The following is a 13712-nucleotide window of genomic DNA, read 5'->3' as shown; positions in this document are numbered from 1 at the left end:
GGGGCACGGTCCCTTTGGTTCCGATCCTGCCGTTGCGGTGCGGCGATCTGGGCGTTCGTCCTGTTGGATCGCGCCGCATGCAATCGGGCGACGCGATCCTTTCCTGGCAGGTTGGAGGCGCCCGTTCCCTGCGCCGGGGTGATGGCAAGGCGCCTTGATTCGGCGGCGCAGGGCCGCCTGCGGATGGTCCGTCGCTTGATCGCGTCGGGGCATGCTTGGCCCGTATCAGCAGTTCGGGACGTTCACCGCCAGACCGCCCAGGGCGGTTTCCTTGTATTTCTCGCTCATGTCCGCGCCGGTCTGGCGCATCGCCTCGATGCAGTTGTCCAGCGGCATGAAGTGTTGGCCATCCCCGCGCAGGGACAGGGACGCAGCCGAGACCGCCTTGATCGCGCCCAGCCCGTTCCGTTCGATGCAAGGCACCTGGACCAGTCCCTTTACCGGGTCGCAGGTCATGCCCAGGTGGTGTTCCAGCGCGATTTCGGCCGCGTTTTCGACCTGTTCCGGGGTGCCGCCCAGCACGGCGGCCAATCCTGCCGCCGCCATCGCCGCGGCCGATCCCACCTCGGCCTGGCAGCCGCATTCGGCGCCGGAAATCGAGGCGTTGGCCTTTATCAGCCCGCCGATGGCCGCCGCGGTCAGCAGGAAATCGCCCGCCCGGTCGGGATGCGCGCCCGGCACATGGTCCAGCCAATAGCGGATCGTCGCAGGCACCACGCCCGCCGCGCCGTTGGTGGGGGCGGTCACGACACGCCCGCCGGCGGCGTTTTCCTCGTTCACCGCCATGGCATAGACGCTCATCCAGTCGTTGATCGTGTGCGGGGCGGTCAGGTTCAGCCCGTGTTCGGCCTGCAAGGCCTGGTGGATTGCATGCGCGCGGCGGCGGACGCTCAGCCCGCCGGGCAGGACGCCGTCGGTGGACAGGCCCCGGTCGATGCAGTCCGACATTTCTGCCCAGATGCGGGCAAGGCCGGCGTCCAGCTTGCCCGGGCCGATGAATTTCAACTCGTTGGCCCGTTTCATTTGCGCGATGCTCTTGCCCGAGCGGGCGGCCATGGCCAGCATTTCAGCGGCAGAGTGGAAGGGGTAGGGCACGTCCGCGCCCCCCTCGCTGCGGACATCCCCGGCGGCAAGTTCGGCCTCTGTCCGGACGAAGCCGCCACCGATGGAATAGTAATGTTCGGTCAGGATCACGTCGCCCTGCGCATCGGTGGCGTGCAAGGTCATGCCGTTGGGATGGCCGGGCAGGGGGGTGTCGTAATCGAAGATCAGGTCGCGGGCAGGGTCGAAGGACAGTGCGCCCAACCCATCGGGCCGCACCTGCCGTTGGCCCTTGATCCGGGCCAGCGCCTTTTCGGCGGCCGCGGCGTCGTAGTTGTCCGGCGTCAGACCGTCCAGCCCCAGGATCACCGCCCGGTCGGTGGCGTGCCCCACCCCCGTAAAGGCCAGCGAGCCATGCAGAACCGCCCGCAGTCCATGGGCATGAAAGGGCGAGTTGCGCAACAGCCCCAGAAAGCGGTCGGCGGCAACCATCGGCCCCATCGTGTGCGACGATGACGGGCCGATGCCGATCTTGAAGATGTCGAAAACCGATAGGAACATGGACGCCCTCCTTGCCCCAAACTGGCACGGCAGGGGCGGGCGTCCAGCCCGGTTGCGACCGTTTGTAGGTCGCTAGCGTTGCGCGACGCGGGCGCGGGCCATGGCGCGGCCGTCCCGTAGGTTCAGCCACAACAGGCGCATGTTGACCGCCCCGGCCAGAAGCTCGACCGTTTGAACGGCATAGAACGCGCCGTCGAAATCGGCCATCTGCGCCTTGCCCGCCAGGAACAGGGCGCTGGGCACCAGGATCAGCAGGCCGTTCAGCCCGGCGATGCGCATCCGGCGGGTCTTGGCCTGAATGATCGGGCCACGGCGGTTGCGGGCGCTTTGTGCGCCGCCGATCCCGGCGGCGGCCAGCGCGGGCACAAGCAGCCACAGCCCTTGCACGATGTTCGTCTTGACGGTGGCGATGCCCTGGGGCGTGCCGAACAGCTCGACCCAGACGGTCGAGGTCCAGAACAGCGCGATCAGCCCCATTCCCAAGGTTCCCGCGGCGGCGTGCAATTTCGGTGACATGGCGATTCTCCCATTAAGATAGCATGCTGTTGAATATAGCATTGCATAGCGTGCTATTGAAGTGCATTCATGTCCCATGGAGTTTTCCCGCGAGACATCCGCCGGGTTCCTGGCCAACCACATGGCACGGCTGTTCGAACGCGGCCTTGCGCGGCGGATTGCGCCGCTTGGCCTGGCGCCCGCGCAGTTCATGACCTTGCTGGAGCTGTGGCGCGAAGACGGTCTGACCCAACGCGACCTGGTGGCGCGGCTGGATGTCGAGCAGGCCACCATGGCCAATACCCTGTCGCGCATGGAACGCGACGGCCTGATCCTGCGCCGCCCCGACGAACAGGACCGCCGCGCCCGCCGCATCTATCTGACGGATCGGGCGCGCCAATTGCAGGCCCCAGCGACCCAGGCGGCGGCGGCACAGAACGGGCAGGCGCTGGCCGATCTGACGCCAGAGGAAACCGCGCTGTTCAACGACCTGATGCGCCGTGTCATCGCGCAGATGCAGCAGGCCGAGTAGGGGGCCGCAATTGGCCCTCGCAGCGCTTCCGCACATTCCCTATAACAGGGCAACGGAGAGAGGAGACAGGCGATGACCGGAGAGCTTTCCCCCATCGACAAGGCTAAGTTCGCCGCGGCCAAGCGCGCGGTCGATTTCGTGGAGGACGGCATGCGTGTCGGCCTCGGAACCGGATCGACAGCGGCCTGGATGGTGCGCTGCCTGGGCGAAATGGTCCGCGAGGACGGGCTGAAGATCAAGGGCGTGCCGACATCTGTGCGCACGGCCGAACTGGCCCGGCAGGTGGGGATCGAGGTGATCTCGCTGGATGAGGCCAAGTGGCTGGACCTGACCATCGACGGGGCCGATGAATTCGACGCCGACCTGAACCTGATCAAGGGCGGCGGTGGCGCGCTGTTGCAGGAAAAGATCGTGGCGACCGCCAGCGATCAGATGATCGTGATCGCCGACACCGCCAAAGAGGTGGCCACGCTGGGCGCCTTCCCCCTGCCGGTGGAGGTGATCCCCTTTGGCTGGCAGACCACCCGCGCCCTGATCGACGAGGCGCTGATAAACCTGGACGTGATGGGCCGCGAGGTGACGCTGCGCATGAACGGCGAGGCGCCGTTTGTCACCGATGAGGGCAATCATATCCTGGACCTGCACCTGAAACGGATCGGCAATCCGCGGCAGCTGTCGCTGGTCGTCAACCAGATCCCGGGGGTGGTTGAAAACGGGCTGTTCATCGATATCTGCGACGTGGTTGTCGTCGGTCACGGCGATGGCAAGGTGGAGGTGCGCGACATCAACGCCGGCACCGTCGAGGAAGAAAAGATCGACTTCCTGGAAGGTGACAACCTGTTCAACGATCTCTGAACGCAAGGGAGCGTGATGTCCTTCGACTACGACCTTTTCGTCATCGGTGGCGGCTCTGGCGGTGTGCGCGCCGCGCGGCTGGCCGCCAGCGAGGCCGGGGCCCGCGTCGGTCTGGCCGAGGAATACCGCATGGGCGGCACCTGTGTGATCCGCGGCTGTGTCCCGAAAAAGCTGATGGTCTTCGCTTCGGGCTTTGCCGGTGCGATGCAGGACGCGCGCGCCTATGGCTGGGAGGTCACGACCGGCGGCTTCGACTGGACGGGTTTCCGTACCAAGCTGGAGGCGGAGCTGTCCCGGCTGGAAGGCATCTACCGCACCAACCTGCAAAAGGCGGGCGTCGAGATTTTCGACAGCCGCGCGACGCTGGCCGATCCGCACACCGTGCAACTGGCCGACGGCACCCGCAAGACGGCCAAGCATGTCCTGATCGCCACCGGCGGGCGGCCCTTCGTCCCTGATTTCCCGGGGTCCGAACATGTCATCACCTCGAACGAGGTGTTCAAGCTGGACGCGCTGCCGGGCCGGGTTCTGATCGTGGGCGGCGGCTATATCGCCTGCGAATTCGCCTGCATCCTGAACGGGCTGGGCGTGGAGGTGACGCAGTATTACCGGGGCGCGCAGATCCTGCGCGGCTTCGACGAAGAGGCGCGCGGCCATATCGCCGGCGCCATGCAGGATAACGGCATCGACTTGCGGCTGGGCACAAATGTGCAACGCATCGACAAGACCGCCGAGGGCCTTTGGGTCAAATCGACCGACGGACATGACGCTGTCTATGACGCGGTGCTGTATGCCACGGGCCGGGTGCCGAACACCGAAGGGTTGGGCCTGGTAGAGGCGGGCGTGACGTTGAAAGGCAACGGCGCGGTCGAGGTGGACGCCTATTCGCAAAGCGCGATCCCCTCGGTCTATGCGGTGGGCGACGTGACCGACCGCATCAACCTGACCCCCGTCGCCATCCGCGAAGGCGCGGCTTTTGTCGAGACCGTGTTCAAGGGCAATCCGACGAAACCCGATCACGACCTGGTGCCTGGCGCGGTCTTTACCCAGCCGGAATTCGGCACCGTCGGCCTGTCCGAGGAAGCCGCGCGCGAACGCGGCCCGATCGAGGTCTACGCGACCGCGTTCCGCCCGATGCAGACCGGGTTCGCCGGGCGCGAGGAACGGGTGCTGATGAAGCTGGTGGTCTGCGCCGAAACGCGCCGGGTGCTGGGCTGCCATATCGTGGCCGACGGCGCGGGCGAGATGATCCAGCTGGCCGGGATCGCGATCAAGATGGGCGCCACGAAAGAGGATTTCGACCGCACGGTGGCGGTTCACCCCACCATGGCCGAAGAACTGGTGACGATGAAGGCGCCGGTGCGCACGGGTTGAATTCCTGCCCGGTGCGACCAGTTACTGACACGACACCAGATCAACGAAGACAACGTTTCAACGAGAGGTAAGACCTGCATGGCTGGACAAGGTGGCCCCTGGGGGGGCGGAGGCCAGGGCGGTGGCGGAAACCGGGGTGGCGGCGGTGGCCGCGGCCCGGGCGAGGAGCCGCCCCAGATCCCCGAGATCGACGAATTGATGCGTCGCGGCCAGGAACAGTTGCGTGTCCTGATGGGCGGCAAGGGCGGTGGTGGCCGTGGCGGGCGCGGCGGCGGTGCCGGGCCGAGGTTGACCAAGGGCGGCATCGCCCTGGGCGTGGTGGCTGCGGTCGTGGTCTGGGGCCTGTCGTCCTTCTACACGGTCAAGCCCGAAGAGCAGTCTGTCGAACTGTTCCTGGGTAAATACTCGGCCACGGGTCAGCCGGGCCTGAACTTTGCCCCCTGGCCGCTGATCACCTACGAGGTGATCAACGTCACCAGCGAACGGACTGAGGAAATCGGTGTGCGCCGTGGCGGCACCGAAACCGGCCTGATGCTGACCACCGACGCGAACATCGTCGATATCGATTTCCAAGTGGTCTGGAACATCAACGACCCGGCCAAGATCCTGTTCAACATCCGCGACCCGCGTCTGACCGTGCAGGCCGTGTCGGAATCGGTGATGCGCGAGATCATCGCCGCGTCGAACCTGGCGCCGATCCTGAACCGCGACCGCGGCATCATTGCAGAGCGCGCGCAGGCCAGCATTCAGGAAACGCTGGATGAATACGAAAGCGGCATCAGCATCGTGCGCGTCAACCTGGACAAGGCCGACCCGCCCGCCGAGGTGATTGACAGCTTCCGCGAGGTGCAGGCCGCCGAACAGGAACGCGACCGTCTGCAACGCCAGGCCGACGCCTACGCCAATCGCGTGGTCGCCGAGGCCCGGGGTAAGGCCGCCCAGATCATCGAACAGGCCGAAGGTTACCGCGCTCAGGTCGTGAACGAGGCCCTGGGTGAGGCCAGCCGCTTCTCGGCCGTGCTGGAGGAATATTCCAAGGCCCCCGAGGTGACGCGCAAGCGCCTGTATCTTGAGACCATGGAAAAGGTGATGGGCTCTGTGGACAAGACCATCCTCGACAGCGGTGTGCTGGGTGAAGGCGGCCAGGGCGTCGTGCCCTACCTGCCCCTGAACGAGGTGCGCCGCAACAGCAACGCCGGACAGGAGAACTGACCATGAAAAAATCCATGTTCCTTCTGCCGATTGCCGTCGTCGCGCTGGTGCTGGGTCTGTCGTCCATCTATGTCGTGGACGAACGGGAAAAGGCGCTGGTCCTGCAATTCGGCCAGATCAAGGCCGTCAAGGAAGATCCGGGCGTGGCCTTCAAGATCCCGCTGATCCAGGAGGTGGTGAAATACGACGACCGCATCCTGTCGCTGGATACCGATGTGATCGAGGTGACGCCCTCGGATGACCGTCGTCTGGTCGTGGACGCCTTTGCCCGGTTCCGCATCGCTGATGTGGTGCAGTTCCGGCAGGCGGTCGGTGTGGGCGGCCTGCGCCTGGCCGAGGACCGGTTGTCGTCGATCCTGAACGCCCAGATCCGCGAGGTTCTGGGTGCCGATCAGGTCACCTCTGATACGATCCTGTCCGAGGACCGGCGCGAGTTGATGGTGCGCATCCGCGACCAGTCGCGCGAACTGGCCCGCAGCCTGGGTCTGGACGTGGTGGACGTGCGGCTGAAGCAGACCAACCTGCCCGCCCAGAACCTGGAGGCCACCTTTGCCCGGATGCGGGCAGAGCGTGAGCGCGAAGCCGCCGACGAGATTGCCCGCGGTAACGAGGCCGCGCAGCGCGTGCGCGCGCTGGCCGACCGGACCGTGGTCGAATTGGTGTCCGAGGCCGAGCGGGAATCGCAGATCACCCAGGGTGAGGCCGATGCCGAACGCAACGCCATCTTCGCCGAGGCCTTTGGCGCCGACCCCGAGTTCTTTGCCTTCTACCGCTCGCTTACGGCGTATGAAAATGCGTTGCAGGGGGGCAACTCGTCGATGGTGCTGACCCCGGATAGCGAGTTCTTCGACTATCTCAAGCAGGCCGATATCGAACCGGCCGGCGGGCAATGAGCTATGTGATCCTGGGCCTTGGCCTGGTTCTGGTTGTCGAGGGGCTGGTGTTCGCACTGGCCCCTTCGCGTTTGGACGAGGTCGTGGAACTGATCCGATCCATTCCGCCCGAAACCCGCCGGCTGATCGGTCTGGGGGCCGTTGCGGTCGGCACGGCGCTGGTTTGGCTTGCCCGAAGCCTCGGCGCCTGAAACACTGAGAGGGACCGATGGGCCGGTTTTCACGCCCTGTTGAGGCTGCGCGACGCGTGGTGAGTTGCAGGAACCGCCCCTGCGCGCCCATATCAGGATCAAACGGACCATAGGATCCATCAGTGAGGAGGACTCATCCGTGACACTCCAGACCGTTCCAGATTTTCCCCGCCTGCACCGGGCGCAACTGCGCCCCGCACTCGCGCTGTTGCTGGGCATGGTGCTGCTGCTTGGGCAGGCCAGCCTGGCGCTTGCCCGCTCAGCCCCCGAAAGCTTTGCCGACCTGGCCGAGAAGGTCAGCCCCGCGGTGGTCAACATCACCACCCGCACGGTGATCGAGGGCCATGCCGGCACGCAGCCGATGGTGCCCGAGGGTTCCCCCTTCGAGGAATTCTTCCGCGAGTTCATGAATCCCAATGGCGACGGCCCGATGCCGCCGCGCCGCAGTCAGGCGTTGGGGTCCGGTTTCGTGATCTCGGCGGACGGGTTCATCGTGACCAACAACCACGTCATCGAGAAAGCCGACGAGATCGAGGTCGAATTCTTCTCGGGGCAGGTGTTGGAGGCCGAAGTCGTCGGCACCGACCCCAAGACCGACATCGCGCTGCTGAAGGTCGAAAGCGACGAGCGGCTGCCCCATGTGCCATTTGGCGATTCCGATCTGATGCGCGTGGGCGACTGGGTGATGGCGATGGGCAACCCGCTGGGCCAGGGCTTTTCCGTGTCTGCCGGGATCGTGTCGGCGCGTGGGCGTGCGCTGTCGGGGGCCTATGACGACTACATCCAGACCGACGCGGCCATCAACCGGGGCAACTCGGGCGGGCCGCTGTTCAATATGGAAGGCGAGGTTGTCGGCGTGAACACCGCGATCCTGTCGCCCAATGGCGGGTCGATCGGGATCGGGTTTGCGATGTCTTCGGCCGTTGTCATTAATGTGGTCGACCAGTTGAAGGAATTCGGGGAAACCCGGCGCGGCTGGCTGGGCGTGCGCATCCAGGACGTGACCGCGGAAATGGCCGAGGCCCTGGGCCTGGACCAGCCGCGCGGCGCGATGGTCAGCGACGTGCCCGAAGGCCCGGCCCGTGATGCGGGCATGGAAACCGGCGACGTGATCCTGTCCTTTGACGGGCGCGAGGTCGAGGATACCCGTGGACTGGTTCGCCAGGTGGGGAATACATCGGTGGGTCGCACCGTGCGCGTCGTGGTGTTCCGCGAGGGCGAAACCCGCAGCCTGTCGGTGACGCTGGGCCGCCGCGAAACCGCCGAGGCCGAGGCCGTGCCGGCTGCGGCCCGCCCCGATGCCGCCCCGCAGGACCGCCGGATGATGGGCATGACCCTGACGCCGCTGACCGACGAGTTGCGTGCCCAGATGGACCTGGGTGCCGGGGTCGAGGGGTTGGTCGTGAAAGAGATCGACGAGACCACCGAGGCCTATGAAAAGGGTCTGCGGGCTGGCGATGTCATCACCGAGGCCGGTCAGCGCAAGGTGCAGCGCGTCGCCGACCTGGAGGACCGCATCGAAGAGGCGCGCGACGCCGGGCGGCGGTCGTTGCTGCTGCTGGTGCGCCGCCAGGGCGAGCCGCGTTTCGTGGCGCTGTCGGTCGAGGACTGAGGCGACATTTAGCCAATAACCGGGGCGCCCTTGCCCCGGCCACATGGCCCGGCGGTACCGTCGGGCCATGGGTGTTTTTGCCAAGAAGAAGGGGCTGTCAGTCCCGTTCCCACAGGTGCAGCGCATCTGCACCGACGCGCCGGGTTTCGATCAGCCGAAAGCGCGGCGCGTCTGCCAGCCGGTCCAGTGCCATGGCGCCCAATGCGGGGCGCCCCTCTGCCCCCAGGGCCAGCCCGGCGGTAAAGCCCGCCAGTTCGTCCACCAGGTTGGCAGAGAGCAGGGCCGCGGCCAGTTGGCCGCCCCCCTCGCAAAAGACGCGGGTCAGGCCCGCAGCGCCCAGGGCGCGCATCAGGGCCTGTGGGATCAGGCGGCCCTGTGGGTCGCTATCAATCTGGATCAGGCGGGCACCGCGCGCGGCCCAGGCGGCCTTGCGCTGCGCCGGGGCATCCGGTGCGTGGCACAGCCACAGGGGGGACGCCGCGGCGCTGGCCGCCAGCTTTCCGTTTTCCGGCAGGTCCAGCCCCGCCGCGGCGATCACGCGCACAGGCTGGGTGGGCACGCCCAGGCCCCGTACCGTCAGTTGCGGGTCGTCGGCCCGCGCCGTGCCGCCGCCCACCAGGACAGCGTCGTGGCGCGCGCGCAGGGCATGAACCATTCGCCGCGCCTTTGGCCCGGTGATCCACTGGCTTTCGCCGCTGGCCGTGGCGATGCGCCCGTCAAACGAGGTGGCCAGTTTCAAGGTCAGCATCGGCCGTCCCGTTTCGCGGCTTAGCAAGAAGCCGCGATGGGCGCGCCGGGCCGCGTCTGCCAGGATGCCGACGGTCACCTCGATCCCGGCGGCGCGCAGCATGTCATGGCCGCGCCCGGCGACGCGGGGGTCGGGATCCTCCAGCGCGGTGACGACCCGGGCGATGCCGGCGGCGATCAGCGCATTGGCGCAAGGGGGCGTCTTGCCGTGATGCGAACAGGGTTCCAGGCTGACATAGGCGGTAGCCCCGCACGCGGCATCGCCCGCCTGCGCCAGTGCGATCGGTTCGGCATGGGGGCGGCCGCCCGGGGCTGTCCAGCCCCGTCCGACGATGCGCCCATCGCGGACGATGACGCAGCCCACCGCAGGGTTCGGCCAGACGCGCCCCAGCCCGCGCGCGCCCAGCGAGAGCGCCAGCGCCATGAAACGGGCATCGGTCGTGGCGGTCACTCTTCCGGCTGGCCTTGCGGGCGCAATTCGCTGACAAACTTGTCGAAATCGCCCGCTTCCTGAAAGTTCTTGTAAACGCTAGCGAAACGCACATAGGCTACGGTGTCGATCCGGGCCAGCGCCTCCATCACGATTTCGCCGATCACCTTCGATGCGATATCGGTTTCACCCATGCTTTCCAGACGCCGGACGATGCCGGAAATCATCTGATCCATCCGCTCGGGATCGACCGGGCGTTTCTGCAGCGCGATGCGGATCGAGCGTTCCAGCTTGTCGCGGTCGAAATCCTCGCGCCGGCCATTCGTCTTGATGACCACAAGGTCGCGCAGCTGCACCCGTTCGTAGGTGGTAAAGCGTCCACCGCAGGCCGGGCACAGGCGGCGCCGCCGGATCGCAACATGATCCTCGGCGGGGCGCGAATCCTTCACCTGGGTATCGATATTTCCGCAGAACGGGCAGCGCATGGCCTCTCCCTCGGTGGTGCATCTGAGTTTTCCACAGGCACTATAGGAGGCACGCCATAATTTGGGTAGGGGGCTTTTGCGCTGCTATATGTTGATTCAGCCGAAATGAGCTGCAATTTCCCGGCGATGCGGGGCGTGGCGGTGTTCGTACAGGTAGATGCCCTGCCATGTGCCCAGCATCGGCCGTCCCGCCCGGACCGGGATCGATAGCGAGACCGGCAGCAGCGCGGCCTTGATATGGGCGGGCATGTCGTCGGGCCCCTCCAGCGTGTGGCGCAGCCAGCCCATCGACGGGTCGTCGGCATCCGGAACCAGGCGGGAAAAGAACCCGTCCAGATCGCGCCGCACATCGGGATCGGCGTTTTCCTGGATCAGCAGCGAGCATGAGGTATGGCGCACCAAAAGCGTCAGCAGACCGTCGCCCTGACCGGCCAGCCAGCCGGTGACCTCGTGGGTGAATTCATAAAGGCCGGGGCCGTGGGTGGCGATGGCAAAGGTGGTCTGCATGCAAGGGTCCGCAACGACGAAGGGGGCGCCACAGGACGCCCCCTTGCCGATAGCATGCTTGTGCGGGCCTGTCAGGCGATCATCTGGTTGGCGCGCTGCGGCACCCAGTCGACCCCGGCCTTGCCGTGGTAGAACCCGTTGATGAAGGGGTACTCGATCCCCAGCTCGCGCAGCTTGGCCTCGCCTTCCTCGGCGTCCATCCGGCCCTGCAGCACGTCGTCGAACAGGCGGGTGACGGCGATCATGTCGCAGGTATGCGGCATCACGCGGAAATGGGTCACGCCGATCTGGCGCATGTCGGCCATGTCCGCCAGCAGGTCGAGATAGCCATAGGTCAGGGTCTGGATGCCGTTGATCGCCAGGAAGGCCTGGTCGTCCATCGTATTCAGGGTCATCCCGTCCAGATCCTCGCCGCAGACGAACTGGCAGTTGTCCTTGGTCCGGTCATGGGCGCGCGCGTGGTAGCAGCGCGCCGACAGCGCCAGCGAGGCCCGGCCGAAGACCTGTACCTCAAGCCCCACACCCAGTTCGCGCGCGCGGGTGCCCAGCACCTCGATCACCGAGCGGGGCAGTTCGGGCAGCAGGGCGAAATGGCTTGCCCCTTCGCCGGCCAGATAGGACATCGTCTCTTCGTTGTAGACGTTCAGCAGGGCGCCGATGCGGTGCGGCTTGTTCTTGAGGTACAGCAGCGCGGCGGTGTTGTTCACCTCCAGGTCACGGCCCTCTTGCTCGGCCCATTCGCGCAGCAGGTTACGCTCGCGCTTGATGACCACCTCGGAGAGCGAGCAGAAGACGACCTTTTTGCCCGCGCGTTCCAGGCGGTCAGCGACCTGATCCAGGTGCTTTTCGAAAAACGGCGTCCGCTTGGAACAGATCACCTCGCCCAGATAGACGGTGCCGACCGGGCTTTCGTCGGCGATGCGGTTGTAGAAATCCAGTTTCTGTTCGGCGGGCCAGTGAAACAGGTTCGGGCCCAGGGTCAGTTCGGCACTCATCTCGCTCACCGCCATTTCTTGGTTTTCAGGGCGCCTTCGGTCTGCTTCTGACCCTCGGTCAGGGCTACCAGGTCGGCCAGCTTGGGCTCGTCGCCCGCCATGATGGAATCCACCGCCTCGCGGAAGGCGGCGACCACCTTCTTGACGTAGGCGCGCGACCGCTGGCGGCCCTCGATCTTGAAGGCATGCACGCCGGCGTTGATCAGTTCGGGCAGCATGTCAGAGGCGTTCAGGCTGATCGGTTCCTCGAACGCGTAATAGCCGCCGTCGCGCGCATCGCACTTGTACCGGCCCTTGCAGATCGTCGGGTAGCCTGCGGTTTCATCGGGGCCGAAGCGGTCGATCGTGTAATCGCACAGCTTGGTGGACATGTTGTCCTGCTCATCCCGCTCATACTTCACGCAGGCGGCGGGGGAACAGGCGCCGTCCATGTTGGTGGACAGGCCCGTGGCGTAGTTGGTCAGCGAGCAGCGCCCCTCGACCATCAGGCCGTGGTTGCCAAAGATGAAGGTTTCCACCTCGCAGGGGATTTCCTCGACCAGGCCGCGGATTTCGCTGACGGTCATGATGCGCGGCAGAACGATCCGCTTTACGCCGAACTCCTTGACGTAATAGGTGATCGCCTCGGGGCTGGAGGCCGCGGCCTGCACGCTGAGGTGAATGCGCAGGTCGGGGTGATGCGTCTTGGCGTAATGGGCGACCGCGATATCGGCCACGATGATCGCGTCCACGCCAAGGCGCGCGCAGTTGTCCACCGCCTCTTTCCACAGGTCGAACTTGCCCGCCGGCGGAAAGGTGTTCAGCGTAATCAGAACCTTGGTGCCGCGCTCATGCGCGTAGGCAACGGATTTCTCCAGCTCGGGCACGGTGAAGTTCAGGCCGGTGAAATTACGCGCGTTGGTGGCGTTCTGGAACCCGCAATAAACGGCGTCCGCACCGGCATCCACGGCACTGCGCAGGGCCGCGGGGGTGCCCGCGGGACAGATCAGTTCGGGCTTGATCATCACTTGGCCTCTTTTCGTTTCTGGGCGTTTTCCGCCATGCGCCGCAGCGTGTTCAGCGCCATCCGCCCCGGCGCGCCGAACATGTCGGCCACGCTTTCGGCGATGGGGTCTTCCACGTCATCCAGCGCATTGCGCAGGCAGACCACCGCCTCGGTATCCCCGGTCACGATCAGGTCGCGCGAAAAGAACAGCGCATCGCCGTCCTGCTCGGTGTCCATCAGGGTCAGCAGGTCCAGGAACTTGCCCGAGATGCGCGCGATATGCGGCGGCGGGTTACGCCGGTTGATCGCGCGGAAATCCAGCGCCTCGGGGTCGGGGCGCAGGTACAGCATCAGGGGCACGTCCACCGGATCGATCAGGAAATAGGCGTGCCGGTGCTGGCCCAGACGGTCGAACATGTCGGGGTTGTCGGCCGCGATCTTGTGGACGACGCGTTTCAGGATCGGGTTCAGCAGGAACAGCGGCAGGGGCGGCAGGAAAGGAAAGCCGCCCGATCCGCCGGCCGCTCGCGAGGAGTGAGGTGCGGTTGTCATGGCAGGTCGATACCCGGATGTGTGTAAATCTGAATTGACATACGTCAAACGGCGCGACGATGTCCGCAGCACCAATTGTCACAGGGCTGGGGTCAGGGGCGCGGCGCGTTTGAAATCAGGGGCTTGGCAGGTGTGTCACATCGCCGTGAGGGCGCACAGATTGGGGAGATGGCACCGGTCCGATGCTGGCTGTGCCCGGCCCGACCGGGTGGGCAGAAGCATCTGCCCCATGCGTGAGGAAACTA

Annotated in this window: 15 protein-coding genes; 7 read left to right on the top strand and 8 right to left on the bottom strand. The window is 65.9% G+C overall.

Annotation, left to right across the window (positions count from 1 at the left end):
- Positions 1–225 precede the first annotated feature (225 nt).
- Positions 226–1602 (bottom strand): L-serine ammonia-lyase, encoded by a 1377-nt coding sequence (locus tag EV656_RS10140; RefSeq protein ID WP_132603221.1) that lies wholly within the window; start codon positions 1600–1602, stop codon positions 226–228.
- A 72-nt stretch (positions 1603–1674) separates the two neighbouring features.
- Positions 1675–2118, bottom strand: coding sequence for a hypothetical protein (locus EV656_RS10135; RefSeq protein ID WP_132603218.1), 444 nt, complete (start codon positions 2116–2118; stop codon positions 1675–1677).
- Between the two features lie 76 nt (positions 2119–2194).
- On the opposite strand from EV656_RS10135, the gene EV656_RS10130 reads away from it, so the two are divergent.
- The 7 genes from EV656_RS10130 to EV656_RS10100 all read left to right on the top strand — a co-directional run bounded on the left by EV656_RS10130 (position 2195) and on the right by EV656_RS10100 (position 8766).
- Positions 2195–2629, top strand: a complete 435-nt coding sequence (locus EV656_RS10130) for a MarR family winged helix-turn-helix transcriptional regulator (protein ID WP_132603215.1) — start codon at positions 2195–2197, stop codon at positions 2627–2629.
- A 72-nt stretch (positions 2630–2701) separates the two neighbouring features.
- Complete coding sequence (gene rpiA / locus EV656_RS10125) at positions 2702–3484, top strand: ribose-5-phosphate isomerase RpiA (RefSeq protein ID WP_132603212.1); 783 nt, start codon at positions 2702–2704, stop codon at positions 3482–3484.
- A gap of 15 nt (positions 3485–3499) precedes the next feature.
- Positions 3500–4858: a glutathione-disulfide reductase gene (gene gor / locus EV656_RS10120; protein ID WP_132603209.1), complete on the top strand. Its 1359-nt coding sequence runs from the start codon at positions 3500–3502 to the stop codon at positions 4856–4858.
- Between the two features lie 78 nt (positions 4859–4936).
- Entirely contained in the window at positions 4937–6070 is a 1134-nt protein-coding gene (hflK, locus tag EV656_RS10115; protein WP_132603206.1) for an FtsH protease activity modulator HflK, read from the top strand.
- 14 nt (positions 6071–6084) lie between these two features.
- Positions 6085–6963 carry a protease modulator HflC gene (hflC, locus tag EV656_RS10110; protein ID WP_243695697.1) on the top strand — a complete coding sequence of 293 codons (879 nt, stop codon included), beginning with the start codon at positions 6085–6087 and terminating at the stop codon, positions 6961–6963.
- Complete coding sequence (locus EV656_RS10105) at positions 6960–7154, top strand: DUF2065 domain-containing protein (protein ID WP_132603201.1); 195 nt, start codon at positions 6960–6962, stop codon at positions 7152–7154. Before hflC ends, EV656_RS10105 begins: the two co-directional genes overlap by 4 nt.
- A gap of 217 nt (positions 7155–7371) precedes the next feature.
- Positions 7372–8766 carry a Do family serine endopeptidase gene (locus EV656_RS10100; protein WP_132603336.1) on the top strand — a complete coding sequence of 465 codons (1395 nt, stop codon included), beginning with the start codon at positions 7372–7374 and terminating at the stop codon, positions 8764–8766.
- Positions 8767–8863: 97 nt separating this feature from the next.
- On the opposite strand, the gene ribD is transcribed toward EV656_RS10100, so the two are convergent.
- The 6 genes from ribD to ubiT all read right to left on the bottom strand — a co-directional run bounded on the left by ribD (position 8864) and on the right by ubiT (position 13467).
- Positions 8864–9964: a bifunctional diaminohydroxyphosphoribosylaminopyrimidine deaminase/5-amino-6-(5-phosphoribosylamino)uracil reductase RibD gene (ribD, locus tag EV656_RS10095; RefSeq protein ID WP_279432466.1), complete on the bottom strand. Its 1101-nt coding sequence runs from the start codon at positions 9962–9964 to the stop codon at positions 8864–8866.
- Positions 9961–10428: a transcriptional regulator NrdR gene (gene nrdR / locus EV656_RS10090; protein WP_132603197.1), complete on the bottom strand. Its 468-nt coding sequence runs from the start codon at positions 10426–10428 to the stop codon at positions 9961–9963. The genes ribD and nrdR overlap by 4 nt, the downstream gene beginning before the upstream one ends.
- Positions 10429–10524: 96 nt before the next feature.
- The gene (locus tag EV656_RS10085) at positions 10525–10935 is read right to left on the bottom strand and encodes a secondary thiamine-phosphate synthase enzyme YjbQ (protein WP_132603194.1); all 411 of its coding nucleotides are present in this window, start codon (positions 10933–10935) and stop codon (positions 10525–10527) included.
- Positions 10936–11006: 71 nt separating this feature from the next.
- On the bottom strand, positions 11007–11945 hold the full coding sequence (gene ubiV / locus EV656_RS10080; RefSeq protein ID WP_132603191.1) for a ubiquinone anaerobic biosynthesis protein UbiV: 939 nt from the start codon (positions 11943–11945) through the stop codon (positions 11007–11009).
- Positions 11936–12934, bottom strand: a complete 999-nt coding sequence (ubiU, locus tag EV656_RS10075) for a ubiquinone anaerobic biosynthesis protein UbiU (protein WP_132603188.1) — start codon at positions 12932–12934, stop codon at positions 11936–11938. Before ubiU ends, ubiV begins: the two co-directional genes overlap by 10 nt.
- Positions 12934–13467: a ubiquinone anaerobic biosynthesis accessory factor UbiT gene (gene ubiT / locus EV656_RS10070; protein ID WP_242469051.1), complete on the bottom strand. Its 534-nt coding sequence runs from the start codon at positions 13465–13467 to the stop codon at positions 12934–12936. The genes ubiU and ubiT overlap by 1 nt, the downstream gene beginning before the upstream one ends.
- Positions 13468–13712: the final 245 nt, after the last annotated feature.

The sequence above is a fragment of the Rhodovulum adriaticum genome, from assembly GCF_004345735.1.
GTDB lineage: Bacteria > Pseudomonadota > Alphaproteobacteria > Rhodobacterales > Rhodobacteraceae > Rhodovulum > Rhodovulum adriaticum.
This window is presented reverse-complemented; position numbering and strand designations above follow the sequence as displayed.

What these genes read in the sequence shown, in the direction of transcription:
- EV656_RS10140 (WP_132603221.1), bottom strand. Translation starts at nt 1,602, where the DNA reads ATGTTCCTATCGGTTTTCGACATCTTCAAGATCGGCATCGGCCCGTCA.
- EV656_RS10135 (WP_132603218.1), bottom strand. Translation starts at nt 2,118, where the DNA reads ATGTCACCGAAATTGCACGCCGCCGCGGGAACCTTGGGAATGGGGCTG.
- EV656_RS10130 (WP_132603215.1), top strand. Translation starts at nt 2,195, where the DNA reads ATGGAGTTTTCCCGCGAGACATCCGCCGGGTTCCTGGCCAACCACATG.
- rpiA (WP_132603212.1), top strand. Translation starts at nt 2,702, where the DNA reads ATGACCGGAGAGCTTTCCCCCATCGACAAGGCTAAGTTCGCCGCGGCC.
- gor (WP_132603209.1), top strand. Translation starts at nt 3,500, where the DNA reads ATGTCCTTCGACTACGACCTTTTCGTCATCGGTGGCGGCTCTGGCGGT.
- hflK (WP_132603206.1), top strand. Translation starts at nt 4,937, where the DNA reads ATGGCTGGACAAGGTGGCCCCTGGGGGGGCGGAGGCCAGGGCGGTGGC.
- hflC (WP_243695697.1), top strand. Translation starts at nt 6,085, where the DNA reads ATGTTCCTTCTGCCGATTGCCGTCGTCGCGCTGGTGCTGGGTCTGTCG.
- EV656_RS10105 (WP_132603201.1), top strand. Translation starts at nt 6,960, where the DNA reads ATGAGCTATGTGATCCTGGGCCTTGGCCTGGTTCTGGTTGTCGAGGGG.
- EV656_RS10100 (WP_132603336.1), top strand. Translation starts at nt 7,372, where the DNA reads ATGGTGCTGCTGCTTGGGCAGGCCAGCCTGGCGCTTGCCCGCTCAGCC.
- nrdR (WP_132603197.1), bottom strand. Translation starts at nt 10,428, where the DNA reads ATGCGCTGCCCGTTCTGCGGAAATATCGATACCCAGGTGAAGGATTCG.
- EV656_RS10085 (WP_132603194.1), bottom strand. Translation starts at nt 10,935, where the DNA reads ATGCAGACCACCTTTGCCATCGCCACCCACGGCCCCGGCCTTTATGAA.
- ubiV (WP_132603191.1), bottom strand. Translation starts at nt 11,945, where the DNA reads ATGGCGGTGAGCGAGATGAGTGCCGAACTGACCCTGGGCCCGAACCTG.
- ubiU (WP_132603188.1), bottom strand. Translation starts at nt 12,934, where the DNA reads ATGATCAAGCCCGAACTGATCTGTCCCGCGGGCACCCCCGCGGCCCTG.
- ubiT (WP_242469051.1), bottom strand. Translation starts at nt 13,467, where the DNA reads ATGACAACCGCACCTCACTCCTCGCGAGCGGCCGGCGGATCGGGCGGC.